At 63.7% G+C, this 26,979-nt stretch carries 23 protein-coding genes and 3 tRNA genes; 2 read left to right on the top strand and 24 right to left on the bottom strand.

Annotated elements, in window-relative coordinates:
* Positions 1 to 7: 7 nt before the first annotated feature.
* From H040_RS25905 to leuC, 16 genes are all read right to left on the bottom strand, one after another.
* On the bottom strand, positions 8 to 778 hold the full coding sequence (locus tag H040_RS25905; protein ID WP_177326700.1) for an SDR family oxidoreductase: 771 nt from the start codon (positions 776 to 778) through the stop codon (positions 8 to 10).
* Entirely contained in the window at positions 778 to 1,989 is a 1,212-nt protein-coding gene (locus H040_RS25900; RefSeq protein WP_027919141.1) for an O-succinylhomoserine sulfhydrylase, read from the bottom strand. The genes H040_RS25905 and H040_RS25900 overlap by 1 nt, the downstream gene beginning before the upstream one ends.
* Positions 1,990 to 2,004: 15 nt before the next feature.
* Positions 2,005 to 3,510 carry an amidophosphoribosyltransferase gene (gene purF / locus H040_RS25895; protein ID WP_027919142.1) on the bottom strand — a complete coding sequence of 502 codons (1,506 nt, stop codon included), beginning with the start codon at positions 3,508 to 3,510 and terminating at the stop codon, positions 2,005 to 2,007.
* Between the two features lie 42 nt (positions 3,511 to 3,552).
* Positions 3,553 to 4,110: a CvpA family protein gene (locus H040_RS25890; RefSeq protein ID WP_027919143.1), complete on the bottom strand. Its 558-nt coding sequence runs from the start codon at positions 4,108 to 4,110 to the stop codon at positions 3,553 to 3,555.
* Between the two features lie 161 nt (positions 4,111 to 4,271).
* Positions 4,272 to 4,940 (bottom strand): SPOR domain-containing protein, encoded by a 669-nt coding sequence (locus H040_RS25885; protein ID WP_027919144.1) that lies wholly within the window; start codon positions 4,938 to 4,940, stop codon positions 4,272 to 4,274.
* Between the two features lie 4 nt (positions 4,941 to 4,944).
* Positions 4,945 to 6,231, bottom strand: a complete 1,287-nt coding sequence (gene folC / locus H040_RS25880) for a bifunctional tetrahydrofolate synthase/dihydrofolate synthase (protein WP_027919145.1) — start codon at positions 6,229 to 6,231, stop codon at positions 4,945 to 4,947.
* Entirely contained in the window at positions 6,231 to 7,124 is an 894-nt protein-coding gene (gene accD / locus H040_RS25875) for an acetyl-CoA carboxylase, carboxyltransferase subunit beta (protein ID WP_027919146.1), read from the bottom strand. The genes folC and accD overlap by 1 nt, the downstream gene beginning before the upstream one ends.
* A 222-nt stretch (positions 7,125 to 7,346) precedes the next feature.
* The gene (locus tag H040_RS25870) at positions 7,347 to 7,967 is read right to left on the bottom strand and encodes a phosphoribosylanthranilate isomerase (RefSeq protein ID WP_027919147.1); all 621 of its coding nucleotides are present in this window, start codon (positions 7,965 to 7,967) and stop codon (positions 7,347 to 7,349) included.
* A gap of 60 nt (positions 7,968 to 8,027) precedes the next feature.
* Positions 8,028 to 8,882 (bottom strand): tRNA pseudouridine(38-40) synthase TruA, encoded by an 855-nt coding sequence (gene truA / locus H040_RS25865; RefSeq protein WP_027919148.1) that lies wholly within the window; start codon positions 8,880 to 8,882, stop codon positions 8,028 to 8,030.
* Between the two features lie 187 nt (positions 8,883 to 9,069).
* On the bottom strand, positions 9,070 to 11,778 hold the full coding sequence (locus H040_RS25860) for a FimV/HubP family polar landmark protein (RefSeq protein ID WP_027919149.1): 2,709 nt from the start codon (positions 11,776 to 11,778) through the stop codon (positions 9,070 to 9,072).
* Between the two features lie 72 nt (positions 11,779 to 11,850).
* Positions 11,851 to 12,855: an aspartate-semialdehyde dehydrogenase gene (locus H040_RS25855; protein WP_027919150.1), complete on the bottom strand. Its 1,005-nt coding sequence runs from the start codon at positions 12,853 to 12,855 to the stop codon at positions 11,851 to 11,853.
* Between the two features lie 223 nt (positions 12,856 to 13,078).
* Positions 13,079 to 14,191: an aspartate-semialdehyde dehydrogenase gene (gene asd / locus H040_RS25850; RefSeq protein ID WP_027919151.1), complete on the bottom strand. Its 1,113-nt coding sequence runs from the start codon at positions 14,189 to 14,191 to the stop codon at positions 13,079 to 13,081.
* Between the two features lie 63 nt (positions 14,192 to 14,254).
* On the bottom strand, positions 14,255 to 15,337 hold the full coding sequence (leuB, locus tag H040_RS25845; protein WP_027919152.1) for a 3-isopropylmalate dehydrogenase: 1,083 nt from the start codon (positions 15,335 to 15,337) through the stop codon (positions 14,255 to 14,257).
* A 54-nt stretch (positions 15,338 to 15,391) separates the two neighbouring features.
* Positions 15,392 to 16,156 carry a class I SAM-dependent methyltransferase gene (locus H040_RS25840; RefSeq protein WP_027919153.1) on the bottom strand — a complete coding sequence of 255 codons (765 nt, stop codon included), beginning with the start codon at positions 16,154 to 16,156 and terminating at the stop codon, positions 15,392 to 15,394.
* 149 nt (positions 16,157 to 16,305) lie between these two features.
* On the bottom strand, positions 16,306 to 16,950 hold the full coding sequence (gene leuD / locus H040_RS25835) for a 3-isopropylmalate dehydratase small subunit (RefSeq protein WP_027919154.1): 645 nt from the start codon (positions 16,948 to 16,950) through the stop codon (positions 16,306 to 16,308).
* Complete coding sequence (gene leuC, locus H040_RS25830; RefSeq protein ID WP_027919155.1) at positions 16,947 to 18,380, bottom strand: 3-isopropylmalate dehydratase large subunit; 1,434 nt, start codon at positions 18,378 to 18,380, stop codon at positions 16,947 to 16,949. Before leuC ends, leuD begins: the two co-directional genes overlap by 4 nt.
* A 131-nt stretch (positions 18,381 to 18,511) precedes the next feature.
* On the opposite strand from leuC, the gene H040_RS25825 reads away from it, so the two are divergent.
* Both H040_RS25825 and H040_RS25820 read left to right on the top strand, forming a co-directional pair.
* Entirely contained in the window at positions 18,512 to 19,390 is an 879-nt protein-coding gene (locus H040_RS25825) for a LysR family transcriptional regulator (protein WP_027919156.1), read from the top strand.
* A 61-nt stretch (positions 19,391 to 19,451) separates the two neighbouring features.
* Positions 19,452 to 22,748 carry a PAS domain S-box protein gene (locus tag H040_RS25820; protein ID WP_027919157.1) on the top strand — a complete coding sequence of 1,099 codons (3,297 nt, stop codon included), beginning with the start codon at positions 19,452 to 19,454 and terminating at the stop codon, positions 22,746 to 22,748.
* A gap of 48 nt (positions 22,749 to 22,796) precedes the next feature.
* Here H040_RS25820 and H040_RS25815 read toward each other — a convergent pair whose 3' ends face one another.
* The 8 genes from H040_RS25815 to H040_RS25780 all read right to left on the bottom strand — a co-directional run bounded on the left by H040_RS25815 (position 22,797) and on the right by H040_RS25780 (position 26,976).
* Positions 22,797 to 23,240: an Hsp20 family protein gene (locus H040_RS25815; RefSeq protein WP_027919158.1), complete on the bottom strand. Its 444-nt coding sequence runs from the start codon at positions 23,238 to 23,240 to the stop codon at positions 22,797 to 22,799.
* Positions 23,241 to 23,455: 215 nt separating this feature from the next.
* Positions 23,456 to 24,427 carry a tRNA dihydrouridine synthase gene (locus H040_RS25810; protein ID WP_027919159.1) on the bottom strand — a complete coding sequence of 324 codons (972 nt, stop codon included), beginning with the start codon at positions 24,425 to 24,427 and terminating at the stop codon, positions 23,456 to 23,458.
* Positions 24,428 to 24,477: 50 nt separating this feature from the next.
* The gene (locus H040_RS25805) at positions 24,478 to 24,912 is read right to left on the bottom strand and encodes an acyl-CoA thioesterase (RefSeq protein WP_027919160.1); all 435 of its coding nucleotides are present in this window, start codon (positions 24,910 to 24,912) and stop codon (positions 24,478 to 24,480) included.
* 159 nt (positions 24,913 to 25,071) lie between these two features.
* On the bottom strand, positions 25,072 to 25,905 hold the full coding sequence (locus H040_RS25800; protein ID WP_027919161.1) for an alpha/beta fold hydrolase: 834 nt from the start codon (positions 25,903 to 25,905) through the stop codon (positions 25,072 to 25,074).
* Positions 25,906 to 25,929: 24 nt separating this feature from the next.
* Positions 25,930 to 26,469 (bottom strand): TetR/AcrR family transcriptional regulator, encoded by a 540-nt coding sequence (locus H040_RS25795; RefSeq protein WP_027919162.1) that lies wholly within the window; start codon positions 26,467 to 26,469, stop codon positions 25,930 to 25,932.
* A gap of 173 nt (positions 26,470 to 26,642) precedes the next feature.
* Positions 26,643 to 26,718: transfer RNA gene (locus tag H040_RS25790), tRNA-Glu, on the bottom strand.
* Positions 26,719 to 26,760: 42 nt separating this feature from the next.
* Positions 26,761 to 26,836, bottom strand: a tRNA-Ala gene (locus H040_RS25785).
* A 64-nt stretch (positions 26,837 to 26,900) separates the two neighbouring features.
* Positions 26,901 to 26,976: transfer RNA gene (locus tag H040_RS25780), tRNA-Glu, on the bottom strand.
* Between the last annotated feature and the right edge of the window lie 3 nt (positions 26,977 to 26,979).

The raw sequence follows: 26,979 nt of genomic DNA, 5'->3' as shown, positions 1-26,979 counted from the left end.
TGCCAGCTCAGGTGTAGATCATCTTGCGGGTCATGCCGCCGTCGACCACGAACTCCTGGCCGGTGACGAACCCGGCCTGGCGCGACAGCAGCCAGGCGACCATGGCCGCAACATCTTCCACGGTCCCTACCCTGCCGGTCGGATGCTGAGCATGATCGGCATCGGTCAACGGCTCGGCACGGCGCTGGGAAGGGTCACGCGCATCGATCCAGCCCGGGCTCACCGCATTGACACGGATCTCCGGGCCCAGGCTCATGGCCAGGGCATGGGTCAAGGCCACCAGGCCGCCCTTGCTCGCCGCGTAGGCCTCGGTGTCCGGCTCGGACTGCCGGGCACGGGTAGAGGTCAGGTTGACGATTGCGCCATTGTGCGCACGCAGGTACGGCGCACAATGCTTGGCCAGCAGCATGGGGCCATTGAGGTTGACGGCCAGCACCCGGTTCCACTGCGCCAGGCTCAGGCTTTCCAGGGTCTGGTTGTGCGGGTTGGCGATCGCCGCGTTGCACACCAGCGCATCCAGCCGCCCGAACTGGCCGAGCACCTCGGACACCCCGGCACTGACCTGGGCCTCGTCGGCCACGTCCATGGTGATGAACCAGGCGTTTTCACCCAAGGCCTTGGCAACCTTGTTGCCGCGCTGGCGGTCAAGGTCGCTGAGCACCACTTGCCAACCTTCGCAGATAAGCCAGGCGGCAATGCCCAGGCCGATGCCGCGAGCGGCACCGGTGACCAGGGCAACCCGACCGTTATGGCCTGGCACACCGCCTCGGATTTCCATCACAGCACCGCCAACCCACGGGCGAGGTCCGCCTGCAGGTCGGCCACGTCTTCCAGGCCCACGGCAACCCGGATCAGGTTGTCACGGATACCTGCAGCCTCACGCTCCTGCGGCGACAGACGGCCGTGGGAGGTGGTGGCCGGGTGGGCGATGGTGGTCTTGCTGTCGCCGAGGTTGGTGGTGATCGAAATCACCCGGGTCGCATCGATGAAGCGCCAGGCGCCCTCTTTGCCACCTTTGACCTCGAAGCTGACCACCGCACCAAAGCCACTCATCTGGCGCTTGGCCAGTTCGTGCTGCGGGTGGCTCGGCAGGCCGGCGTAATGCACCTTCTCCACGCCGTCCTGCTGCTCCAGCCACTCGGCCAGCAGCTGGGCGCTCTCGCAGTGCGCACGCATGCGCAGCTTGAGGGTTTCCAGGCCCTTGGTGAAGATCCAGGCGTTGAACGGGCTGAGGGTCGGCCCGGCGGTACGCAGGAAGCCCACCACTTCTTTCATCTGTTCGGCTCGGCCGGCAACCACACCCCCCATGCAACGGCCCTGGCCATCGATGAACTTGGTGGCCGAGTGGAACACGATGTCGGCACCGAGCTTGAGCGGTTGCTGCAAGGCCGGGGTGCTGAAGCAGTTGTCTACCACCAGCAAGGCGCCACGGGCGTGGGCAATTTCAGCCAGCGCACGGATGTCGACCAGTTCGGCCAGTGGGTTGGACGGCGATTCGACGATCAGCAGCTTGGTATTGTCCTTGATGGCCTTTTCCCAGCCAGCGAGGTCGACCAGTGGCACGTAGTCCACTTGCACGCCGAAGCGCTTGAAATACTTCTCGAACAGGCTGATGGTCGAGCCGAACACGCTCTGCGACACCAGCACGTGGTCACCAGCACTGCACAGTGACATGACCACGGCAAGGATCGCTGCCATGCCGGTGGAAGTGCCCACGGCCTGCTCGGCACCTTCCATGGCCGCCAGGCGCTCTTCGAACGCACGCACGGTCGGGTTGGTATAGCGCGAGTAGACGTTGCCCGGCGTTTCGCCGGCAAAGCGCGCAGCGGCATCGGCTGCCGTGCGGAACACATAGCTGGAGGTCAGGAACAGCGCTTCGCTGTGCTCGGCCTCCGGTGTACGGTTTTGACCAGCGCGCACCGCCAGGGTGTCGAAACCGACACCCTCGAGGTCACTGTCCAGTCGTCCGGCATCCCATTGATCCGTCATGCCGTCGCTCCCAAATCAGTTGTTGTAGAGGTCGATGATCGCGCTGACCGCCTGGTTCTTGACCTTGGCCAAGTCGTTACGGGCCTGCTCGATGCGGTCGAGGTAGGCTTCGTCGATGTCGCCGGTGACGTATTCACCGTTGAACACCGCGCAATCGAAATGATCGATCTTGATCTTGCCGCCACCGACCGAGTCGATCAGGTCTGGCAGGTCCTGGTAGACCAGCCAGTCGGCGCCGATCAACTCGGCCACCTGTTCGGTGGTACGGTTGTGGGCGATCAGTTCGTGAACACTCGGCATGTCGATGCCGTAGACGTTGGGGTAGCGCACCGCAGGGGCTGCGGAGCAGAAGTAGACGTTCTTGGCGCCGGCTTCGCGGGCCATCTGGATGATCTGCTTGCAGGTGGTGCCGCGCACGATCGAGTCGTCCACCAGCATCACGTTCTTGCCGCGGAACTCCAGCTCGATGGCGTTGAGCTTCTGGCGCACCGATTTCTTGCGCGCAGCCTGGCCAGGCATGATGAAGGTACGGCCGATGTAGCGGTTCTTGACGAAGCCTTCGCGGAATTTCACGCCCAGGCGGTTGGCCAGTTCCAGCGCGGCAGTACGGCTGGTGTCCGGAATCGGGATGACCACGTCGATATCGTGCTCAGGGCGCTCGCGCATGATCTTGTCGGCGAGCTTTTCACCCATGCGCAGACGGGCCTTGTACACCGAGATACCGTCGATGATCGAGTCAGGGCGGGCCAGGTAGACGTGCTCGAAGATGCACGGTTGCAGCTTCGGCGCTTCGGCACACTGCTTGGTGAACAGCTGGCCTTCTTCGGTGATGTATACCGCTTCGCCTGGCGCCAGGTCGCGGATCAGGGTGAAACCGAGCACGTCCAGGGCGACGCTTTCCGAGGCGATCATGTATTCCACGCCTTCGTCGGTGTGGCGCTGGCCGAACACCACCGGGCGGATGCCATGCGGGTCACGGAAGCCGACGATACCGTAGCCGGTGATCATCGCGACGACTGCATAGCCACCGACGCAGCGGCTGTGCACGTGGGAGACCGCGGCAAACACGTCTTCTTCGGTCGGCTGCAGCTTGCCACGCACGGCCAGCTCATGGGCGAACACGTTCAGCAGCACTTCCGAGTCGGAATTGGTGTTGACGTGGCGCAGATCAGACTCGTAGATCTCCTTGGCCAGCTGCTCGACGTTGGTCAGGTTACCGTTGTGCGCCAGGGTGATGCCGTATGGCGAGTTGACGTAGAACGGCTGGGCTTCGGCCGAAGTCGAGCTGCCCGCGGTCGGGTAGCGCACGTGGCCGATGCCGATGCTGCCGACCAGGCGCTGCATGTGGCGCTGCTGGAACACGTCGCGCACCAGGCCATTATCCTTGCGCAGGAACAACCGGCCGTCGTGGCTGGTCACGATACCGGCAGCGTCCTGGCCGCGGTGCTGGAGGACCGTAAGCGCGTCATACAGCGCCTGATTGACGTTCGACTTACCGACGATACCGACGATGCCACACATGCGACGCAACCCCTACTTTGATGAAACTTGAACGAACAGCGCTCAGGGCTTTGCCGGCCCGAGCAACTGCTCCTTGAATGGAAGATCAGCCGGAGCGCTGATCAGCCCACTGGAAGTCCACTGCCCGGTGAAACCCAGAATCAGGTTTTTCGACCAGTCAGCGACCAATAGAAACTGTGGTATCAGGCGTGATTCCTGCCACCAGGTGTCTTGTTGCACCGGCCCCAGGCTGAGCAGCCCGACGGCCACCACCACCAGCAAGCCCCCGCGCGCGGCGCCAAAGGCCATGCCGAGGAAACGATCGGTACCGGACAGCCCGGTCACGCGGATCAGCTCACCGATGAGGAAGTTGAGCATGGCCCCCACCAGCAGGGTGGCGACGAAAAGAATGGCGCAGCCGGCGATGATGCGCATCGACGGCGTCTGGATGTAGCTTTCAAGGTACACCGAAAGCGACCCGCCGAACATCCAGGCAACCGCCCCTGCAACGATCCAGATGAGCAGGGACAAGGCCTCCTTGACGAAGCCGCGCTTGAGACTGATCAGTGTGGAGACGGCGATGATCGCGATGATCGCCCAATCAACCAGGGTAAAGGCCACGGTGCTGCCTGCAGACGTTTGAGGCGGCGCATTTTACCAGAGCGAAAGGCTGGGAGTAAGCGGAATGTCAGGTGGATCGGCGGGTCAGGTTTTCAGGCCTGCGGCGCCCTTTTGTGAGCGCCCCGGCAAGGCAGTTCCTACCATGGCGGCAGTGCGCAGCTTCAGCCTTTTTCAGGCTGGAATCGCGTCACGAAGCCATTGAGCTTCTGCTGGCGGTTGATCACGTCTTTCAGCCTGTCAGCTTCGGCTCGCTCGATCAGCGGCCCGACATACACCCGGTTCATGCCACCGGCCGAGCGGATATAGGCGTTGTAACCCTGGCTGCGCAGGGTCTTCTGCAGGTTCTCGGCGCCGGCACGGCTGGACAGGCTGGCCAGCTGGATCGACCAGCTCACCGGCAAGCCATTGACGTCGATCTTCGACGGCGCAGGCGCAGACGCTACGGGCGCCGCTGCCTTGGCAGCAGGTGCGGGCGCTGGCGTCGGCACAGGCGTCTGCGGCTTGGGCTGGGCTTGCACCTGGGGCTGAGGCTGGGTCTGCGGCGACGGCGTGATCGGCTGGCTCGGCGCCCTCACCGGCGCTGTCGACTCGCTGACCACCACCGGCTGTTGCTGGGGCTCCTCCGGCAGCGGCTGCGGCTCAGGCACTGCCACCTGCTCGACCTTGACCTCCGGCAGGCTCGGCATGGCCGGCGCCTGTGGGGCGTCGACACGCACCTGGCGCATCTCGTCCTGGCGGGTGAACAGCATCGGCAGGAATATCACCGCCAGCGCCACAAGCACCAACGCACCCACCATGCGCTGCTTCATCCCTTTGTCCAGCACTGCCATCTAGTCACCCCTCCAGGGCCTGCCGCTCCAGCCATTCCAGGGCCTCGGCGACACAGAAAAACGAACCGAACAGCAGAATCTGGTCATCCGCTGTCGCCTGCGCGCATTGCCCTTCAAGGGCGGCGTCGACACTGGCGTAAGACTTCACCGCAGCGCCGTGGTTCGTCAAGGCAGCGGCCAATTCGGCAGCCGGACGGCTGCGTGGCGTGTGCAGAGGCGCAACTGCCCAGTCGTCGACCAGCCCATTTAGGGGCGCAATGACACCTTGCAGGTCCTTGTCGGCAAGCAGGCCGAACACCGCCAGGCGACGACCTTTCAGCGGTCGCGCCGCCAGACGCAGGGCCAGATACTCCGCAGCATGCGGGTTGTGCCCGACATCCAGCAGCAGTTCCACAGCCCGGCCCTGCCAGGTCAACTGACGACGATCGAGGCGACCGGTGATGCGGGTGTCGAGCAGGGCCTGGCGGATCTGGCTGGCATCCCACGGCAAGCCCATCAGCAGGTAGGCCTGCAAGGCCAGGGTAGCGTTCTCCATGGGCAGGTCGAGCAGCGGCAGGCCATGCAGCTCGACCGGCTTGCCGTCTACCGTGACCCCGCGCCAGTCCCAGCCAGCTTCGCTGCTTGCCAGATCGAAATCACGGCCGCGCAGGAACAGTGGCGCAGCCAGTTCGGCGGCCTTGTCCAGCAGCGGTTGTGGTGGATCGAGATCACCGCACAGTGCCGGTTTACCCTGGCGGAAGATGCCGGCCTTCTCGAAGGCCACCAGCTCGCGAGTATCGCCCAGGTAGTCGACATGGTCGACGCCGATGCTGGTCACCAGCGCCAGGTCGGCATCCACCACGTTCACGGTGTCCAGGCGGCCACCGAGGCCCACTTCAAGTACCACGACATCCAGCTGCGACTGGTAGAACAACCAGAACGCTGCCAGCGTACCCATCTCGAAGTAGGTCAGGGAAATTTCGCCCCGCGCCGCCTCGACGGCGGCGAAGGCTTCGCACAGGCGCTCATCGCTGGCTTCACGGCCATCGATCACTACCCGTTCGTTGTAGCGCAACAGGTGAGGCGAACTGTACACGCCCACCTTCAGCCCCTGGGCACGCAGCAGCGAGGCCACGAAGGCGCAGGTCGAGCCCTTGCCGTTGGTGCCAGTCACCGTTACCACGCGTGGCGCCAGCTTGCCCAGCGCCAGCCGGGCAAGCACCTTTTGCGACCGCTCCAGGCCCATGTCGATGGCCGAGGGGTGCAACTGCTCGAGGTAGGCGAGCCACTCGCCCAGGGATCGTTGTTTCATCACGCGACCGCAGCGACCTCACGGGCCTGCTCAGGGGTTTCCTGGCCGGTCATCTGTGCCAGCAGGCGAGCCAGGCGCGGGCGCAACTCACCACGGGAGATGATCAGGTCGATGGCGCCGTGCTCCAGCAGGAACTCACTGCGCTGGAAGCCTTCCGGCAGTTTTTCGCGCACGGTCTGCTCGATCACGCGCGGGCCGGCGAAGCCGATCAGCGCCTTCGGCTCACCGACAATGACGTCGCCAAGCATTGCCAGGCTGGCGGAAACACCACCGTACACTGGGTCGGTCAGCACCGAGATGAACGGAATGCCTTCTTCGCGCAAGCGAGCCAGTACGGCCGAGGTCTTGGCCATCTGCATCAGCGAGATCAGCGCTTCCTGCATGCGCGCCCCGCCGGAGGCAGAGAAGCAGACCATGGGGCAACGGTTTTCCAGGGCGTAGTTGGCGGCACGCACGAAGCGCTCACCGACGATGGCACCCATGGAGCCACCCATGAACGAGAACTCGAAGGCGCTGACCACGATGGGCATGCCCATCAGGGTGCCGCTCATGGAGATCAGGGCGTCTTTTTCGCCGGTCTGCTTCTGCGCACCGGTCAGGCGGTCCTTGTACTTCTTGCCGTCACGGAACTTCAGGCGGTCGACCGGCTCCAGCTCGGCACCCAGCTCGGCGCGGCCTTCCGGATCGAGGAAGATGTCGATGCGGGCACGTGCGCCGATGCGCATGTGGTGGTTGCACTTGGGGCAGACATCCAGGGTCTTTTCCAGCTCCGGACGATACAGCACGGCCTCGCAGGCTGGGCACTTGTGCCACAGGCCTTCCGGCACCGAGCTCTTCTTCACCTCGGAACGCATGATCGAAGGGATCAGTTTGTCGACTAACCAGTTGCTCATGCTTTTTTTCTCCAGTATTGGCGGACGGGGACCGGACTGGCCGGCCATGCCCTGCCCTTGAGCTCAAATTCTTCTATGAAACGATGACGGCCCGGCCACAGGGGCTGCCTGCGTGCCGCGCCGTCTTCAATCTGTCGTTTGGCCAAACGGCATGCCGCTGGCCGCCCCGCAGGGCTGCGAAACCTATGGACGATGGCGCGCCGCCAGCCGTCACATCTGCCGTCACGCCTGCTTCACCGCACGCATGAAGGCTTCGATCTTCGCTGCGTCCTTGATGCCTTTCGCCTGCTCCACCCCCCCGCTGACATCCACCGCGTACGGCCGCACCTGGGCGATCGCCTGGCCGACATTGTCGGCCGACAGCCCGCCTGCAAGGATGATTGGTTTGCTCAGCCGCGCCGGCACCAACGACCAGTCGAAGGCCTCGCCGGTACCGCCAGGCACACCGGCCACGTAGGTGTCGAGAAGGATGCCGCGAGCGCCGGCATAGTGCTTGCAGGCCGCTTCCAGGTCATCGCCCGGGCGCACCCGCAGGGCCTTGATCCAGGGGCGGTGATAGCCTTCGCAATCGGCCGGGGTTTCGTCGCCGTGGAACTGTAGCAGGTCCAGCGGCACCACCTCGAGAATCTCGTTCAGCTCGCAACGCGAGGCATTGACGAACAACCCGACAGTGGTCACGAACGGTGGCAGCTCGGCAATGATCGCCCGCGCCTGGCGCACGTCCACGGCACGCGGGCTTTTGGCATAGAAGACGAAACCGATGGCATCGGCCCCTGCCTCGGCGGCGGCCAGCGCGTCTTCGACGCGGGTGATCCCGCAGATCTTGCTGCGAACGTTGCTCATGGACAGCAAACCCTGAGTGAGTGGTGAAAGGCCCGATGGTAGCAAATGACTACCGACGCGTCAGTCGGCCAGCGCCTCGTAACCGGTCAAAAAGTGTGGACCGATGTAACGCTGCGGCAGCTGGAATTCTTCCGGGTACTCCACCTGTACCAGGTACAGGCCATAGGGGTGCGCGGTAACCCCGCCTTCGCGCCGGTTGCGCCCCTCCAGCACTTCGCGCGCCCACTCGACCGGGCGTTCGCCGGCACCAATGGTCATCAGCACCCCTGCGATGTTGCGCACCATGTGGTGCAGGAACGCGGTAGCACGCACGTCCAGCACGATCATCTGGCCGTGGCGGGTCACGCGCAGGTGGTGGATGTGCTTGATCGGCGACTTGGCCTGGCACTGGCTGGCGCGGAAGGCGCTGAAGTCATGGGTGCCGAGCAGGTACTGGGCGGCCTGGGCCATGCGCTCGACGTCCAGCGGGCGGTGGTTCCAGGTGACTTCCTCGGCCAGATGAGCGGGGCGGATCGGGTCGTTGTAGATTACATAGCGATAGCGCCGGGCACAGGCCTTGAAACGCGCATGGAAGTCGGCCGGCATCGGGCGCGACCAGACCACGCTGATGTCGTGGGGCAGGTTGAAGTTGGTACCGAGGGTCCAGGCGCGCTCGTCACGCACGGCACGGGTGTCGAAATGCACGATCTGCCCGCAGCCGTGCACGCCGGCATCGGTGCGCCCGGCGCAGATGACACTGATCGGCTCGTCGGCCACCTTCGACAATGCTTGCTCCAGTGCCTGCTGAACACTGGGCACGCCGCTGGCCTGGCGCTGCCAGCCACGGTAGCGTGAACCTTTGTATTCCACCCCCAGGGCAATGCGGGTGAAGCCTTCGGCGGCCGATTCGGTGGCGGCGGTGTCGATGATGTCCAAGAGCGTGAAACCTGTGGGTAATACGGAATGGCGGGATTATAACGATAACGGCTGTGGGAGCGGGCTTGCCCGCGAAGCAGGCACCGCGCTGGATGGCACGGGCAGCCCGCTCCCACAAGGCTCGTGCAAGCGTTCAAGTGTCGAGCATGACAGCTGCCCCCACAAGGACCGATTTCAGCTGCAGCTTTCAGACCAGGCGTGACAGCATCTCTTCGGCTTCCTGACGCTGGCCGTCGTCACCATCCTTGACCACTTCGTCAAGGATGTCGCGGGCGCCTTGGTGGTCGCCCATGTCGATGTAGGCACGCGCCAGGTCGAGCTTGGTGGCCACCTCGTCGGCACCGGAGAAAAAGTCGAAGTCGAGGTCGTCCAGTGGTGCGGGTTCGGCGGCGGCGCCCTCAGCGGTGAAGTGGGGCTCCAGCGATGGCGACTCCAGGCTCTGCGACAGCTTGTCGAGCTCGGCGTTGACGTCGCTCAGCTCCGAGGCGAAGCTTTTGGCAGCCGGTGAGTCGTCATCCAGCGACAGCGACAGGTCGAAGTCTTCAGGCAGTTCCAGCTCGGAAATCGGGTCGAATTCCGGGATGGCGTCGAAGGCTGCCAGCTCGGCAGCGACATCCACCGGCTCTTCATCCGCTGCAACCGGGGTTGCCGGGGCTGCCGCTTCACCGCCACCCAGATCGAAATCAGACAGGTCGAAATCGGCCAGGTCGTCGACACTCTGCGGCTCGGCCTGGGCCTGGGCCAGCAAGGCTTCGAAATCGTCATCGGCATCGGTTTCCGGTTCGGCGACTGCCTGCGACGCTTCGGCCAACGGAACCTCACCCAGCCTTGGCGGCTCGAGCTGATCATCAGCTGGCAGATCATCACCCAGACTCAGGTCGAAGGCGCTGTCCAACGCATGGTCATCGAGCACCGAGGTCTCGGTGAAGGCCTCGGCGGCGGCTTCAAGCTCGGGCTCAGCTTCAGGTTCTGGCTCGACGACCGCCTGCGGTTCTGGTTCTGGTTCTGCTTCAGGCTCTGGTGCTGCTTCAGCTGGCGCTTGCGGCTCTTCCTGAAGCAGCTCCTGTACATACTGCTCGTCCATTTCGGCGGCCAGGGCCGCAGCACCCACGCCAACGGCAGCGAGACCCAGCATGGCCGGGTAGCGCTCCTTGAGGTTGCTGACCTGAGCAGTATTCGCTTCGTTGCCAGGCAGCTTGCGCTCTTGCTCGACGAAGGCGCTGTGGTCGCCCTGACGGGCATAGACGTCCATCAGCTTGAGGCGCAGGGTGTCATTTTCCGGCTGCGCCGCCACGGCCTTTTCCAGCAGGTCAGCCGCGTGGTTCAGGCGACCACGCGACACACTCAGGTCCACTTCGGCCAGCAGCTCGGCATTCGGGTCCTGCACCGGTTCGGGCTCGACAATCGGCGACGCAGGTGCATCCAATTTTTCCGCGGCCACGGCGGCGGCGGCCGAGGCGGCCACCACGGCAGGCGAGAGGGTCACGCTCGGCGCGGACACTTCCAGCTGATCGAAGCTGCTCGGCGGCAATTCGAGGTCCGGGCTGCGCTCGCCCTCTTCGGCCAGCGCACGGGCCATGCGCAGGTGTTTTTCCGCTTCTTGCTGGGCCTTGCGCTTGCGCGCCAGCAGCAACAGCAGGAGCAACAGCACGAGGAACGCGGACCCGGCAATCAGGCCCAATACGACCGGATTGCCCAGCATTTCGTCCAGGGTGCCTGGCTGTTGTTGCGCAGCCGCCTCGTCGGCTGGGGCCTCGGCAGGCGCGGTATCGACAGCTGCCGGTGCTGGCGCGACCACAGGCTCGGCCGGGGCGGCATCGGCTGCAGGGGGCTGTGCAGGGGCCGGCTCGCCAGGCAAGGCGGCCGCAGGCGGCGCCTCAGGTGCCGCGCCTTGGGCTTCAAGGCGCGCCAACTGGTCGTTCTTCAGCTGGATCAGCTTCTGCAGCTTGTCCATCTGGCTCTGCAGGTCGCTCACCCGGCTCTTCAGTTCGTCGTTGTCACGGCGGCTGGTATCCAGGCTTTCCTGGGCCACGGCCAGCTTGTCGTTGATGGCCTTGGCACTGTTACCGCCAGCCTGGTTGCCGGGGCTGACCAGGCGCAGGTTATCGCCCTGGGTGATACGTTCGGGCGCGGCGTCGGCGGCACCGCGGCGGGTGGCATCGAGCTGTCGCGCACGCGGCCCCAGGCGCCGGCCTTCACGCCAGGCCGCATACTGCTCGGCCACTTCACGATTGGCTTCGCCCTGAGGGATGTTCTGGATCTGCTGCTGGTCCGGCAGGCGCAGAACCTGGCCAACCTTCAGCTGGTTGATGTTGTTACCGATGAAGGCATCCGGGTTGAGCGCCTGGATGGCGATCATGGTCTGCTGCACCGAGCCACCGCCCTGGGTATTGCGGGCGGCGATCTGCCACAAGGTGTCGCGGCGTTTGGTGGTGTAGCTACCTGCGCTGCTGGTGGCCGGATTGACATTGCCTGCCGCGGGCTGCTGACCCTGGGCCTTGGCCTGGTCGAGCAGCACGCTGTAGTCACGCAACAGGCGGCCTTGGGGCCACATCACCTGGACCAGAAACTTGACCACCGTGCCGGGCAGCGGCTGGCTGGAAGTGACCCGCAGCACGCTCTTGCCGTTGGGGTTGATCACCGGGGTGAAGGTCAGGTCTTCGAGGTAACTCGGAAACTCCACCCCGGCCTTGCTGAACTCTTCCGGTGGCGCCAGGCTCGGCGCCACTTCGGCTGCGGTGAGGTCGCGCACGTCGAGCAGTTCGATCTCGGCATCCAGAGGCTGGTTCTGCGCCGACTTCAATGTCAGTTCACCCAACCCCAGGGCATTCGCCATGCCCGACGTCAGCGCAGACGCTGCCGCCATGGCCAGAACCAGTTTGCGAATTCGAAGCATGACCTCTTCCCTTGTATGAATCGTCCCAAAAACCTGCGTGCGGCGCGGGACAAAAGTGCTCGCCAGTATCTTTTACGCCATGTGTTTAATCAACAATTGCGCCACCTGCACGGCATTCAGCGCAGCACCCTTGCGCACATTGTCGGTGGTCAACCAGAGGTTGAGCTGCTGGTTTTCGTCAATTCCATGGCGTACACGACCAACATAGACCACGTCTTGGCCGACTGCGTCACCGACCGGGGTCGGATAATCATCGTTTTCCACCAGCTCAACGCTTTCGGCATGTTCCAGTGCCTGGTTGACCTGTGCGAGATCGACCGGGTTGCGGCTCTGCACCGCCACACTGAAGCTATCGCCGAAAAACACCGGGACTTGAATACAGCTCACAGAAATCTTCAGTTCCGGCAGCCCCAGCAGCACGCGCAGCTCGCCAACAAGGCGGCGCTCCACGGCAGTATGGCCATGCTCGTCGACGGCACCGACCTGGGCCAGCAGGTTGAAGGCCATTTGCCGATCAAAGAAACGTGGCTCCAGCGGGCGGGCATTGAGCAGCTCGGCGGTTTGCCGGGCCAGTTCGCTGACCGCCTCGCGACCTTGCGCGGACACCGCCAGGGCGGCCATGACTTGCACCCGCTCAATGTCCAGTTGGCCCTTGAGCGGTGCCAGGGCAACGGCCAGGGCAACAGCTGCGCAGCTGGGGCTGGTGATGCGCGCTGGCCGCTTCAGTGTGGCAACGCTGTCACCATTGGCTTCCGGCACCACGGCCAAGGCATCTTCCAGGCCCCCGGAAAGGTCGATGACCGTGCAACCGCCCTGCTCGGCCTTGCTGGCAAAGCTGCGGCTGACGGCCGGGCTGGCGGCGAAGAAGGCCAGCTTGACCTGGGCGAAGTCGAAACTGTCGACCTCACGTACCTTGATCTTCTTGCCGGCGAACATCACGCTGCTGCCCGCCGATTCCATGCTGGCCAGCAGGTGCAGGGTACCGACCGGGAAGGCCAGCTCCTCAAGGATCTGTACGAGGGTTTCACCGACGCTGCCGGTGGCGCCAACAATGGCGATGTCCAGGGGAGTGGTCATGGTAGAGATCCTTTTGCTGAAACGGCGGGGGCGGCACTTTACTTGGATTGTAGGCTTTTGTCTGTGCTGGCCTCTTCGCGGGTGAACCCGCTCCTAGAGGGAAATCACAGCGCCAGACGATCGCGCTTTATCTGTGGGAGCGGGTTTACCCGCGAAGGGGCCAGCACAGGCATAAAAAAACCCGCGCTGTCACCAGCACGGGTTTTTGGTGCAGCAAGAACGATCAACGCTCCAGCAGGATCCGCAGCATGCGACGCAGCGGTTCGGCGGCGCCCCACAGCAGCTGGTCACCCACGGTGAACGCGCCCAGGTACTGGGAACCCATGTTCAGCTTGCGCAGGCGGCCAACCGGGATGTTCAGGGTGCCGGTAACCTGGGTCGGGGTCAGCTCTTGCATGCTGATTTCGCGCTGGTTCGGCACCAGTTTCACCCACGGGTTGTGCTGGCTGATCATGCCTTCGATATCGGCAAGCGGCACATCCTTGTTCAGCTTGATGGTCAGCGCCTGGCTGTGGCAGCGCATGGCACCGATGCGCACGCAGATACCGTCGACCGGGATCGGGCTCTTGAAGCGGCCGAGGATCTTGTTGGTCTCGGCCTGAGCCTTCCACTCTTCGCGGCTCTGCCCATTCGGCAGTTCCTTGTCGATCCACGGGATCAGGCTGCCGGCCAGCGGCACACCGAAGTTCTCGGTCGGGAACGCTTCGCCACGCATGGTTTCTGCCACCTTGCGGTCGATGTCGAGGATGGCGCTGGCGGGGTTGGCCAGGTCATCGGCAACGGCCGCATGGGTAGCGCCCATCTGCTTGATCAGCTCGCGCATGTTCTGCGCGCCGGCACCGGACGCCGCCTGGTAGGTCATGGCGCTCATCCACTCGACCAGGCCGGCTTCGAACAGGCCACCCAGGCCCATCAGCATCAGGCTGACGGTGCAGTTGCCGCCGATGTAGTTCTTGGTACCGGCGTCGAGCTGCTGGTCGATGACCTTGCGGTTGACCGGGTCGAGGACGATGACCGCGTCATCCTGCATGCGCAGCGAAGAGGCGGCATCGATCCAGTAACCCTGCCAGCCGGCTTCACGCAGCTTGGGGAACACCTCGTTGGTGTAGTCGCCACCCTGGCAGGTCAGGATCACGTCGAGGGTCTTGAGTTCTTCAATCGAATAAGCGTCCTTGAGCGGAGCAATATCCTTGCCCACGTTCGGGCCTTGGCCACCCACGTTGGACGTGGTGAAGAACACTGGCTCGATAAGGTCGAAATCCTGCTCCTCCAGCATCCGCTGCATGAGCACGGAACCGACCATACCGCGCCAACCGATCAGACCTACACGTTTCATCGCAACTACACCTTTGCTAAAAGTGGGCCGCCACCTCGAAAGTTTGGTGGCGGGCCAGAGAGATTACAGATTCCGCAACGCTGCGACTACTGCGTCGCCCATTTCCTGCGTGCCTACTTTGTCGCAGCCAGCCGACCAGATGTCACCGGTACGCAGGCCCTGGTCCAGCACGACGCTGACCGCCTTCTCGATCGCCTCGGCCGCCGCGTGCTGGTTGAAGCTGTAACGCAGCATCATCGACACCGACAGGATGGTCGCCAGCGGGTTGGCGATGCCCTGCCCGGCGATGTCCGGAGCCGAACCGTGGCAAGGCTCGTACATGCCCTTGTTGTTGGCGTCCAGGGAGGCCGACGGCAGCATGCCGATGGAACCGGTCAGCATGGAAGCTTCATCCGACAGGATGTCACCGAACATGTTGTCGGTCACTACCACATCGAACTGTTTCGGTGCGCGGACCAGCTGCATGGCGGCGTTGTCAACATACATGTGGCTCAACTCGACGTCCGGGTAGTCCTTGGCCACGTCTTCGACCACTTCACGCCACAGCTGGCTGGAGGCCAGGACGTTGGCCTTGTCCACCGAGCACAGCTTCTTGCCACGCACGCGGGCCATGTCGAAGCCGACACGGGCGATACGGCGCACTTCGCTTTCGCTGTAAGGCAGGGTGTCGTAGGCCTGACGCTCGCCACCTTCCAGCTCGCGCTGGCCGCGCGGGGCGCCGAAGTAGATGCCGCCGGTCAGCTCACGGACGATGAGGATATCCAGGCCCGAGACGATTTCCGGCTTCAGCGAGGAAGCGTCGGCCAGTTGCGGGTAGAGGATGGCTGGGCGCAGGTTGGCGAACAGGCCCAGCTGCGAACGGATTTTCAGCAGGCCGCGCTCCGGGCGGATGTCACGCTCGATCTTGTCCCACTTCGGGCCACCCACGGCGCCCAGCAGCACGGCGTCGGCCTTGCGTGCACGGTCCAGGGTTTCATCGGCCAGCGGCACGCCGTGCTTGTCGATGGCGGCGCCGCCGATCACGTCATGCTCGAGGCTGAAGCCGAGCTGGAACTTGTCGTTGGCCAGCTCCAGCACCTTGACCGCCTCGGCCATGATTTCCGGGCCGATGCCATCACCTGGGAGAATCAGAATCTGCTTGCTCATGCTTTCCTCTATCCATTCACGCGGTGCGGCCAAGCGGGCCCCACCGAAAAGTTCTTATCGCTCGGCCCACAACACCAGCACATCGGTGCTGAACGAGCCATCGGCCTCGATCTGGTAATACTGCCGTACTTCTTCGCCCATGGCTTGCTGCAATTGGCGGATGGCAACGCGCATCGGCTCCGGGGTGCGCATGCGTTCGACCCAGCTGGCAAACTCCAGGCGCAATGGCTGGCGCGTGTGGCTGCGCACGTGCAGGCCGGCTTCGCTGACCTGGCGCTGCCATTCGGCGGCCGAGTAGTCGCGCACATGGCTGGTGTCGCGCAGCACTTCGACGGTCTGCAGGTAGGTGTCGAGCAACGGGCTGCCCGGCGACATCACATCGATAAATGCTGCCACACCACCCGGCTTGAGCACCCGGCGCACTTCGCGAAGGGCCACGCCGAGGTCGCTCCAGTGGTGCGCCGAGTAGCGGCTGAAGACGAAGTCGAACGAAGCGTCGGCGAACGGCAGGCGTTCGGCGGCACCGCATTCGGTGATGATATTGCCCAGGCCGCGCTCACTGGCGGCACTGGCGACCACGTCGAGCATCGATTGCGAGAGGTCGTAGGCGACCACTTCGGCGACCAAAGGCGCGACGTGAAAACTGACATGGCCAGCACCGCAGCCCAGGTCCAGCACGCGGGCACTGCCCTGCCCCGCCAGCTCGGCCTGCAGCAGGGCGAATTCGCTGCCCTGGGCATGCACGGCGCTGCTGAGGTAGGCGCTTGCCTGTTCGCCGAACTGGCGCTGGACCACATCGGTGTGGGTGGTGCTGGTCATGACTAAATCCTTTTGGTTATTTGTTGCTTGTGCCGGCCCTTTCGCGGGTGAACCCGCTCCCACAGGTACAACGCTGCCCTCAGGTCCTGTGGTACCTCTTGTGGGAGCGGGTTTACCCGCGAAAAGGCCAGTACTGCTAACACCGAACTTCAGGCGTCACGGAACAGCCAAGGCTGGCTGGCGCGGTGCTTGCCTTCAAATGCCTTGATCGCATCGCTGTCCTGCAAGGTCAGGCCGATGTCGTCCAGGCCATTGAGCAGGCAGTGCTTGCGGAACGCATCGATCTCGAAGTGCAGCACCTTGCCATCCGGGCGGGTCACCGCCTGCGCCTGCAGGTCGATGGTCAACTGATACCCCGGATTGGCTTCGACCTGCTTGAACAACTCGTCGACTTCCTCGTCGCTGAGGATGATCGGCAGCAAACCGTTCTTGAAGCTGTTGTTGAAGAAGATGTCTGCGAAACTTGGCGCAATCACGCTACGGAAGCCGTATTCATCCAGCGCCCACGGTGCGTGCTCACGGCTCGAACCGCAGCCAAAGTTTTCCCGCGCCAGCAGCACGCTGGCACCCTGGTAACGTGCATGGTTGAGCACGAACTCCTGGTTCAGCGGGCGCTTGCTGTTGTCCTGATACGGCTGGCCGACATCCAGGTAACGCCACTCGTCGAACAGGTTGGGGCCGAAACCGGTGCGCTTGATCGACTTGAGGAACTGCTTGGGGATGATCTGGTCGGTGTCGACGTTGGCACGATCCAACGGCGCAACGAGACCGGTGTGCTGGGTAAAGGCTTTCATGCTGCGCTCCCTTGGATCAACTCGCGGACATCGATGAAGTGGCCGGTCACCGCGGCAGCGGCAGCCATGGCCGGGCTGACCAGGTGGGTACGGCCACCGGCGCCCTGACGGCCTTCGAAATTGCGGTTGGAGGTGGACGCGCAATGCTCGCCGCTTTCCAGGCGGTCCGGGTTCATCGCCAGGCACATCGAGCAGCCAGGTTCACGCCATTCGAAGCCAGCTTCGAGGAAGATCTTGTCCAGGCCTTCACGCTCGGCCTGGGCCTTGACCAGGCCCGAGCCCGGCACCACCAGCGCCTGTTTGACCGTCGCGGCGACCTTGCGGCCCTTGGCGATTTCGGCGGCGGCGCGCAGGTCTTCGATGCGCGAGTTGGTGCACGAACCGATGAATACGCGGTCAAGCTTGATGTCGGTGATCGCCTGGTTGGCGGCGAGGCCCATGTACTTGAGGGCACGCTCGATCGAACCACGTTTGATCAGGTCTGGCTCGGCGGCCGGGTCCGGCACGCGCTGATCCACGGCCAGCACCATCTCCGGCGAAGTACCCCAGCTGACTTGTGGCTTGATTTGCGCAGCGTCGAGCTCGACTACGGTGTCGAACACGGCATCGTCGTCGGAAACCAGGTCTTTCCACGCTTCGACGGCACGCTTCCAGTCCTCGCCCTTCGGCGCATACGGGCGGCCTTCAACGTAGGCAACGGTGGTGGCGTCGGTCGCCACCAGGCCCACACGGGCACCGGCTTCGATGGACATGTTGCAGATGGTCATGCGGCCTTCCATCGACAACGCGCGGATGGCGCTGCCGGCGAACTCCATGGCATGGCCGTTACCACCGGCGGTGCCGATCTTGCCGATCACGGCAAGGACGATGTCCTTGGCGGTGACGCCGGCCGGCAACTGGCCTTCGACACGCACCAGCATGTTCTTCATCTTTTTGGCGACCAGGCACTGGGTGGCGAGCACGTGCTCGACCTCGGAAGTACCAATGCCATGGGCCAAGGCACCGAAAGCGCCGTGGGTGGAGGTGTGCGAGTCACCGCAGACCACGGTCATGCCTGGCAAGGTGGCGCCCTGCTCCGGGCTGATGACGTGGACGATGCCCTGGCGCTCGTCGTTCATCTTGAATTCGACGATGCCATACTCGTCACAGTTCTCATCGAGGGTCTGCACCTGCAGGCGCGACACTTGGTCGGCGATGGCTTCGATGCCGCCCTTGCGCTCTGGCGTGGTCGGTACGTTGTGGTCCGGGGTGGCGATGTTGGCATCGATGCGCCACGGTTTGCGATTGGCCAGTCGCAGGCCTTCGAAGGCCTGGGGCGACGTCACTTCGTGAATGATATGGCGGTCGATGTAGATCAAGGACGAGCCGTCATCACGGCGCTTGACCTCATGGGCTTCCCAGAGTTTGTCGTAGAGCGTTTTGCCAGCCATCAGACTGTTCCTCATCAGCGTCTTTCTATGCCAAAGACCCCTTGGCTTGTACGGACGATGCTATGGGGTTAGATTGAATAACTCAAATTCATAATTTTTATGCTTTGGATAACCAACAGGAATTCTATGCCGTGGATCTGGCCAACCTGAGTGCCTTCATCGCCATTGCCGAAACCGGCAGCTTTTCCGGCGCAGGCGAGCGCCTGTTCCTGACCCAGCCAGCCATCAGCAAGCGCATCGCCGGGTTGGAGCAGCAACTGAACGTGCGCCTGTTCGATCGCCTGGGCCGCGAGGTCAACTTGACCGAAGCCGGCCGCGCGCTATTGCCCCGCGCGTACCAGATCCTCAACGTTCTCGATGATACCCGACGGGCGCTGACCAACCTCAACGGCGAGGTGAGCGGTCGCCTGACCCTGGCAACCAGCCACCACATCGGCCTGCACCGCCTGCCGCCGCTACTGCGGGCATTTACCCGTCAGCACCCCGCCGTGGCGCTGGATATTCAGTTCATGGATTCGGAACAGGCCTACGATGAAATCCTCCATGGCCGCGCTGAAATTGCCGTGATCACCCTCGCCCCCGAGCCTCACCACCTGGTCAAGGCCGTAGCCGTGTGGGACGACGCCCTGGATTTCGTGGCAGCCCCCGAGCATCCGCTGGCCAGCAACCACGCTGTCAGCCTGGCCGACGTGGCCCGCCACCCGGCCGTCTTCCCCGGCGGCAACACCTTCACCCACCACATTGTCCAGCGCCTGTTCGAAAGCCAGGGCCTGACGCCGAACATCGCCATGAGCACCAACTACCTGGAGACCATCAAGATGATGGTCTCGATCGGCCTGGCCTGGAGCGTGCTGCCCCGGACTATGCTGGACGATCAGGTTGCACCCATCGCCTTGCCCGGCATACAGCTGTCGCGCCAGCTAGGCTACATTCTGCACACGGAGCGCACGCTGTCGAACGCTGCAAGGGCCTTCATGGCCCTGCTCGATAGCCACGCAGGGTCCGCCTGACCGGTCGTCAGCTCGGCATTTCCAACTCATGGACGCGTCAAACGCCAAAGGTCTGGTACCAATGCCCAAATCAGCAAATCGCTTTCCGCGCCTGCCGCGCATCCCTGCGGCCGACCCTCAGGAATCGGAACAGGCCTGGCAGAACGCCCCGCAACTGCTGGCCGCGCTCAATGGCGCCCGCCTGGGCGCCTGGCTGTGGGACATCGACACTGGCCGGATCAGCTGGTCACGGGGCACCCAGGCGCTGTTCGGCTTCGACCCGCAACGGCCGCTGCCCAACGACGTCGACTACCTCGACCTGCTGCCAGAGGAAGACCGCGCGCGAACCCGCCAGCTGTTCCACGCGGTGGTCAATGGCGAGCCAGTAGAACAGGCCATGCGCCATCGCATCCGCTGGCCGGACGGCAGCCTGCATTGGCTGGAAATCAACGGCAGCCTGACCCACGACCGTCATGGCCGCAGGCAGATGATCGGGGTGATCCGCGAAATCACTCGCCAGCGCGAACGGGAAAACGCGCTGATCAACTCGGAAAAGCGCTTCGCCACCCTATTTCACCTGAGCCCCAACGCGATTTTGCTGAGCCGCCGCCAGGACGGCATGATCATCGAGGTCAACCAGCACTTCGAGGACATGTTCGGCTGGCCTGGCGACCAGGTAATCGGCAAGACCAGCATCGAACTGGGCCTGTGGGTCAATCCCGAACAGCGTCACCAGGTCATCGAAGCAACCCGCGGCAACCAGGGCCCGGCAATCATGGAGGTGCAGTTCCGCGCCAGCACCGGCAAGCTCCACGACGGCATTCTGTGCACCCAGAGCATCGACATGGAGGGCGTCACTTACCTGATCAGCACCTTCGTCGACACCACCGAACGCAAACGCGCCGAGCAGGCCCTCAAGGACAGCCAGGAACGCCTGGACCTGGCACTGGATTCCGCGCAGCTGGGCACCTGGGACTGGCACATCCCCAGCGGCATGCTCTACGGCTCGGCCCGCGCCGCGCAATTGCACGGGCTGGACCCGGTGCCGTTCCATGAGTCGTTCGACTCGTTCTTCGAAGGTGTGCCGGAGCACGAGCGTGCCAGCATGCGCCAGGCCTACCGCAGCCTGCGCGAAGGCCCGGCAGGCAACTACCAGATCACCTACCGCGTACAGCTGGAAAATGGCACCTCACGCTATATCGAAAGCCGTGCACGCCTCTATCGCGACGACCAGGGCAACCCGTTGCGCATGGCCGGCACCTTGCTCGATATCACCGAGCAGGTAGAACGTGAACAGCGCCTGAGCGCCTCGGAAGAAAAATTCGCCAGCCTGTTCCAGGTCAGCCCCGACCCGATCTGCGTAACCCGCCAGGACACTGGCCAGTTCATCGAGATCAACCCGGCCTTCACCCAGACCTTCGGCTGGAATGCCGAACAGGTGATCGGCCGCACCGCCGAAGAGATTGGCCTGTGGGCCGAATCGATCGAACGCGCCCAGCGCATCGAGCGGGTGATCCGCGAACAGGCGCTGAGCAATGTCGCGGTGGTGGTCAACCACCGCAATGGCTCGCCACTGACCTGCGTGATTGCCAGCCGCCTGATCACCGTCGACGACCAGCCCTGCAGCGTCACCACCTTGCGCGACATCACCCAGCAGCAACGTGCCGAGGCGGCGCTCAAGTCCAGCGAAGAGAAGTTCGCCAAGGCCTTCCATTCCAGCCCCGACGCCATCACCATCACCGAACGCCGCAGCGGCCGCTACCTGGAAGTCAACGACGGATTCTGCCGCCTGACCGGCTACAGCGCCGGCGAAGTGATCGGCCGCAGCGTCTACGAAATCGGCATCTGGGCCGATGACAAGCAGCGCGGCGCCCTGCTCAGCGAGCTCAAGGCGCGTGGCCGGGTGCACCACCGGGAGATGCTTGGGCGCAACAAGCGTGGCGACATCCTCACCGTCGAGGTGTCGGTGGAGCCGATCAGCCTCAACGAGGTCGACTGCCTGCTGCTGACCGCCCGCGATGTGAGCCAGCTGAAGAACGCCCAGGCCCAGATCCGCCACCTCGCCTACCACGACCCACTGACCAACCTGCCCAACCGCGCCTTGCTGATGGACCGCCTGAGCCAGCAGATCGCCCTGCTGCGCCGGCACAACCTGCGTGGCGCGCTGCTGTTCCTCGACCTGGACCACTTCAAGCACATCAACGACTCGCTCGGGCACCCGGTGGGCGACACGGTGCTGAAGATCATCACAGCACGCCTGGAGGCCAGCGTGCGCCTGGAAGACACCGTGGCGCGCCTGGGTGGCGATGAGTTCGTGGTGCTGCTCAGCGGCCTGGAAGGCAGCCGCGAAGCAGTGGAGGCCAAAGTCCGCGAGCTGGCCGACACCCTGCGCGAACTGCTGGCCGAACCGATGTCGCTGGACGGCCAGCGCCTGCAGGTGACGCCGAGCATTGGCGTGGCGCTGATCCCGGACCATGGCGCGACCCCGGCCGATCTGCTCAAGCGCGCCGACATCGCCCTGTACCGGGCCAAGGATTCGGGGCGCAACACCACCCAGCTGTTCCACACCACCATGCAGAAGGCCGCCAGCGAGCGCCTGCGCATGGAAAGCGACCTGCGCCTGGCCCTGGCCCGCGGCGAGCTGGCCTTGCATTTCCAGCCTCAGGTCGACGCCCGCGACAATCGCATCGTCGGCGCCGAAGTGCTGCTGCGCTGGCACCATCCGCAACTTGGCCAGCAACCTCCCTCGCAGTTCATCCAGGTGCTTGAAGAAAGCGGCCTGATTCTGGAAGTTGGCAGCTGGATCCTCGACGAAGCCTGCGACGCCTGCGCACGCATGCTGGAAGACCGCCTGATTGATGCCGACGATTTCAGCCTGTGCGTGAACATCAGCCCGCGGCAGTTCCGTCAGAATGATTTTGTCGAGCGGGTACTACGCAGCCTCGACGACTACCACCTGCCGCGGCAGATGCTGAAGCTGGAAATCACCGAGGGCATCGTCATCCAGAACCTCGAAGACACCATCAGCAAGATGCGCGAGCTCAAGCGCTATGGCGTAAGCTTTGCGATGGACGATTTCGGTACCGGTTACTCCTCGCTGACTTACCTCAAGCGCCTGCCGGTGGACGCGCTGAAAATCGACCAGACCTTCGTCCGCGACGCCCCGGAAGACCCCAACGATGCCGAAATTGTCCGCGCCATCGTGGCCATGGCTCGTAGCCTTGACCTGGCAGTGATCGCCGAAGGGGTGGAGCTGACCGAGCAACTGGCGTTTCTCGAACGCCTGGGCTGCCACCTGTATCAAGGCTACCTGCACAGCCGGCCACTGCCGCTGCCGGAATTCCGTCAGATGTTGCTGGAGGCGCCGGAGGATTACTGAAACGAAAAAAGGGCACCCGAAGGTGCCCTTTCTATCAGCCCGCCTGAATCAGTTCAGTGCAGGCTTGTCGCCATTGATCGGGATGCGCTTGGCCTTGGCTTCTTCCGGCACGATGCGCAGCAGGTCGATGCTGAGCAGGCCGTTGGCCAAGCCTGCCGATTTGACCTCGATATGGTCCGCCAGGCGGAACGACAGTTTGAAGGCGCGCTGGGCAATACCCTGGTGCAGATAGGTCACTTCAGCGGCGCCGTCTTCGCGCTTGCCACCGATCACGGTCAGGACGCCTTTTTCGACCTGCAGGTCGAGGTCCTGTTCCTGGAAACCGGCTGCGGCAACCACGATACGGTAGTGGTCATCGCCATGTTTTTCCACGTTGTAGGGAGGGTAGCTGCTACCCGCCTCATTACGTGCCGCGGACTCGAACAGGTCGTTGAAACGGTCGAAGCCAACGGAATGGCGGAACAGTGGAGCAAGAGAGAAAGCGCTGGTCATGGTCATAAACTCCTGAAATTCAGCAAGTAGGTCATCACGCGACCCGACTTCGGCATCGCGTACTCAAGAGATATGGCCTGCGGAAAAGCTTTCAAGGGGAAGGGTAAAAAAATCCGAAATCAGCTTTGGGCTTTATGGCCTCTTTGCGGCTAAAGCCGCCCCAACAGGTTCTGCGCTGCCCCTATTGGAGCGGCTTTAGCCGCGAAGAGGCCGGATCAGGCGACACAGGCCTCGAAAGAGGCTGCCTCAACCCCAAGCAACCGGCTGATACGGGCGCAATCATCTTCACGGCGCAACTCGGCAAACAGCACCACCGCCTCGGGATAACTGCGGGTCATCATCGCCAGCCACTGCTTCAACCGCCCCGGTGCGTAGCGCGGCGACAGCTTGGCCTGGGCTTGGCGCCAGAACTCACGCAACAACGGCAACAGCTCATTCCAACTCATCGGCTGGTATTCGCGCCCATCCCGTGCTGCGGCGATCTGCAAGGCCAGGTCCGGCCGTGACACCAACCCGCGCCCCAGCATGATGTCTTCGGCACCGCTGACCTCGCGGCACCGACGCCAGTCGTCGACAGTCCAGATTTCACCGTTGGCGAATACCGGCACCTGCACCACATCCTGCACCCGCGCCACCCACTCCCAATGGGCAGGCGGCTTGTAGCCTTCCACCTTGGTCCGCGCGTGCACCACCAGGTGCGCCGAACCGCCCTCGGCCAAGGCCGTGGCGCAGTCCAGCGCGCCGTCCGGGCTGTCGAAGCCCAGGCGCATCTTGGAAGTCACCGGGATATGCGCCGGCACCGCGCGGCGCACTTCACGCACGATGGCATGCAACAGCTCCGGCTCCTTGAGCAACACCGCACCGCCACGCGATTTGTTCACGGTCTTGGCCGGGCAGCCGAAGTTCAGGTCGATGACCGGCGCACCCAGCTCACAGGCCAAGGCGGCGTTTTCCGCCAGGCATACCGGGTCAGAACCCAGCAACTGCACGCGCATCGGCACGCCGGCTGCCGTGCGCGCGCCCTGGCGCAGCTCAGGGGCGAGCTTGTCGAACGAGGATGCCGGCAGCAGGCGGTCGCACACGCGGATGAACTCGGTGACGCACCAATCGATGCCGCCCACTCGGGTCAGGACGTCGCGCAGGATGTTGTCGACCAGCCCCTCCATGGGGGCCAGGGCAATTTGCATGTCTGGGTCTCGGCGGAAAAGGCGGCAGTCTAGCAAAAAAAGCCATCGCTTCAGTTGCCGATCAGCGCCGGACCGTAACCGTCGAGGAACTCAGCCGGCATGCGCTTGGGCTTGCCGCTGGACAATTCGATACAGGCGAAGGTGGTCTGCGCACGCAGCAAGGTGACGCCGTCGCGTGGGCGCTTTAGCTGAAAGCGCCGGGTCATGCGCAAGCGCTTGTCCCAGTCGATGATCCAGGTGCCCAATTGCAGTTCATCATCCTCGTACCCTGCGGCAAGGTAGTCGATTTCGTGACGCACCACCGCCATGGCCCGGTCCAGGCGCCGGTATTCGGCCAGGTCCAGGCCAAGGTGCTGGGAGTGACGCCAGGCGCAGCGCTCCAGCCAGGTCACGTAGACCGCGTTGTTGGCGTGACCGAGGCCGTCGATATCCTCGCTGCCGACGCGCAGGTCGATGATGAATGGCGTTGCCAGGTCCCAACTCATGCCCGCTCCTGTGGTTCAATTCGCAATTGCTGGGGGCGCCTTTCGCCCTGTCGCGACACAAGGCCGCACCTACAGAAGTCGCGATTCTCTGTAGGAGCGGCCTTGTGTCGCGATAGGGCTGCACAGCAGCCCCAGAATTTGCCCGAGTGTAACGGATGTTCAAGCACTCTGCCGCGCCGGCGCAGTTGCGCGAGCAAGCAATTCGAGCACCGCTTCGCTCAACTGCGGGTCGGCCAGTACGCGCTGGTGGCCGCCCTCTTCCAACAGCATCAGCCGGCTGTCGAACCAGGCCTTGTGGATGACCTGCGCCTCGCCAGCAGGCACCAGCGCGTCATCAACGGCATGCACCACCAAGCCCGGCAGTTCCAGCTGATAGCCACTGACATCGAGGCGGGCGATCTGCATGCCGACGTCCTGTTCGACCTGGCGGATGAAGGCCGCCCTGGCACGCGCTGGCAAACCCAGGCGGCGGGCAAAACCACGCAGCACGCCGAGCAACTGCGCTGGCGCTGCAATGCTCACTGCAGCCTCGGCACGCAGCCCCATCTGTAGTGCCAGCAGCACGCTGGCGCCCCCCATTGAATGACCGATCACGGCACGCAGCGGCGGCAGCTCGGCCGCCGCCTCCAGCAGCGCCCGGGCAAACAGCACCACATGCGCCCGCTGGCCGGGCGAGCGGCCATGGGCCGGGCCTTCCAGCGACACCACCGTATGCCCGGCCTGCACCAGGGTTTCGATCAACGCCGCAAACTGGGTGGGGCGCCCTTCCCAGCCGTGCATCAACAATACCGTTGGCCCCTTGCCCCAGCGCAAGGCCGATAGCCCGAAGCGCAAGGTGATGCGCTCGGCGCTGGCCAGCAGCGGCAGCTCCCATTGCCGGGGCGGCACGTTGCGCGGGGTCATGAAGGCACGGCGCATCTTGCCGGCAATGTGCTCGGGGGCCAGCCGGCCCAGGGTGCCATTCACGCCACGAATCCAGTTCAGGGTATTCATCGCCTTGCTCCAGGATCAGAGGTATCAGAGAACTGCCGACTTGGCGGCACGCAGAATGCGGTCGGACAACTCGCCCGGGCCCAAGGCACGTGCCAGGGCCAGACCACCGATCATCAACGCCAGATCAGCCAAGGCTTTGTCGGCGTCTTCCGGACGGTCGACCATGGCCGCCGTCATCAGCTCGATATGCTCGGCCAGCACCTCGCGGAAGGCTTCGGGCAGGCGCTGTATCTCACCGAGCGAGTTGGGCAACGGGCAGGCATGCACCTCAGCGTCACGGTGCTTGCGCGACAGGTAGAAGGCGCTGACCAAGGCGCGACGACCTTCCCCGTCCAGGCTTGGGTCGACCTGGGCAAGCAAGGCACGACGCTCGTTCAGCAATTGGCGGAAGGCCTCAAGCATGAGCTCGTCCTTGCTCTCGAAGTGCGCATAGAACCCGCCTACAGTCAGGCCTGCCGCGCCCATCACCTGGCTGACACTCGGCTCGGCCGGGCCGTGCTGGATCAATGCGCTGCGGGCTGCTTCGAGGATGCGCTCGCGGGTCTTGCTCTTCTTGTCGCTCATTCGCCGCCTCGCCGATAAAAATATGATGATCGAAATATTATTCTCATCATATTTTTTGGCAAGCGAAATCTGCTGCCGCTTGTCGGCGCCAGCATTTTAGGGAGGGGAGAAAAACAAAAGGCTCATTCAATAAGCGAATGAGCCTTTAAAGTCCCGCAAAACGCGGGTAAAAATGGCGTCCCCTAGGGGACTCGAACCCCTGTTACCGCCGTGAAAGGGCGGTGTCCTAGGCCACTAGACGAAGGGGACGTAACCTTCGCGAAGATTCGACGTATCGAACCCTGGCAGAAATGGTGGAGCTAAGCGGGATCGAACCGCTGACCTCCTGCATGCCATGCAGGCGCTCTCCCAGCTGAGCTATAGCCCCGAAACAAAAGACTCATTCAATATACGAATGAGCCTTTTAAAGTCCCGCAAAACGCGGGTAAAAGTGGCGTCCCCTAGGGGACTCGAACCCCTGTTACCGCCGTGAAAGGGCGGTGTCCTAGGCCACTAGACGAAGGGGACGAA

Origin of the sequence: Pseudomonas sp. URMO17WK12:I7, from assembly GCF_003269045.1 — a bacterium.
Taxonomy (GTDB): Bacteria; Pseudomonadota; Gammaproteobacteria; order Pseudomonadales; family Pseudomonadaceae; genus Aquipseudomonas; species Aquipseudomonas putida_J.
Note: the sequence above shows the minus strand (reverse complement) of the source record. Positions and strands in the feature narration are given on the sequence as shown.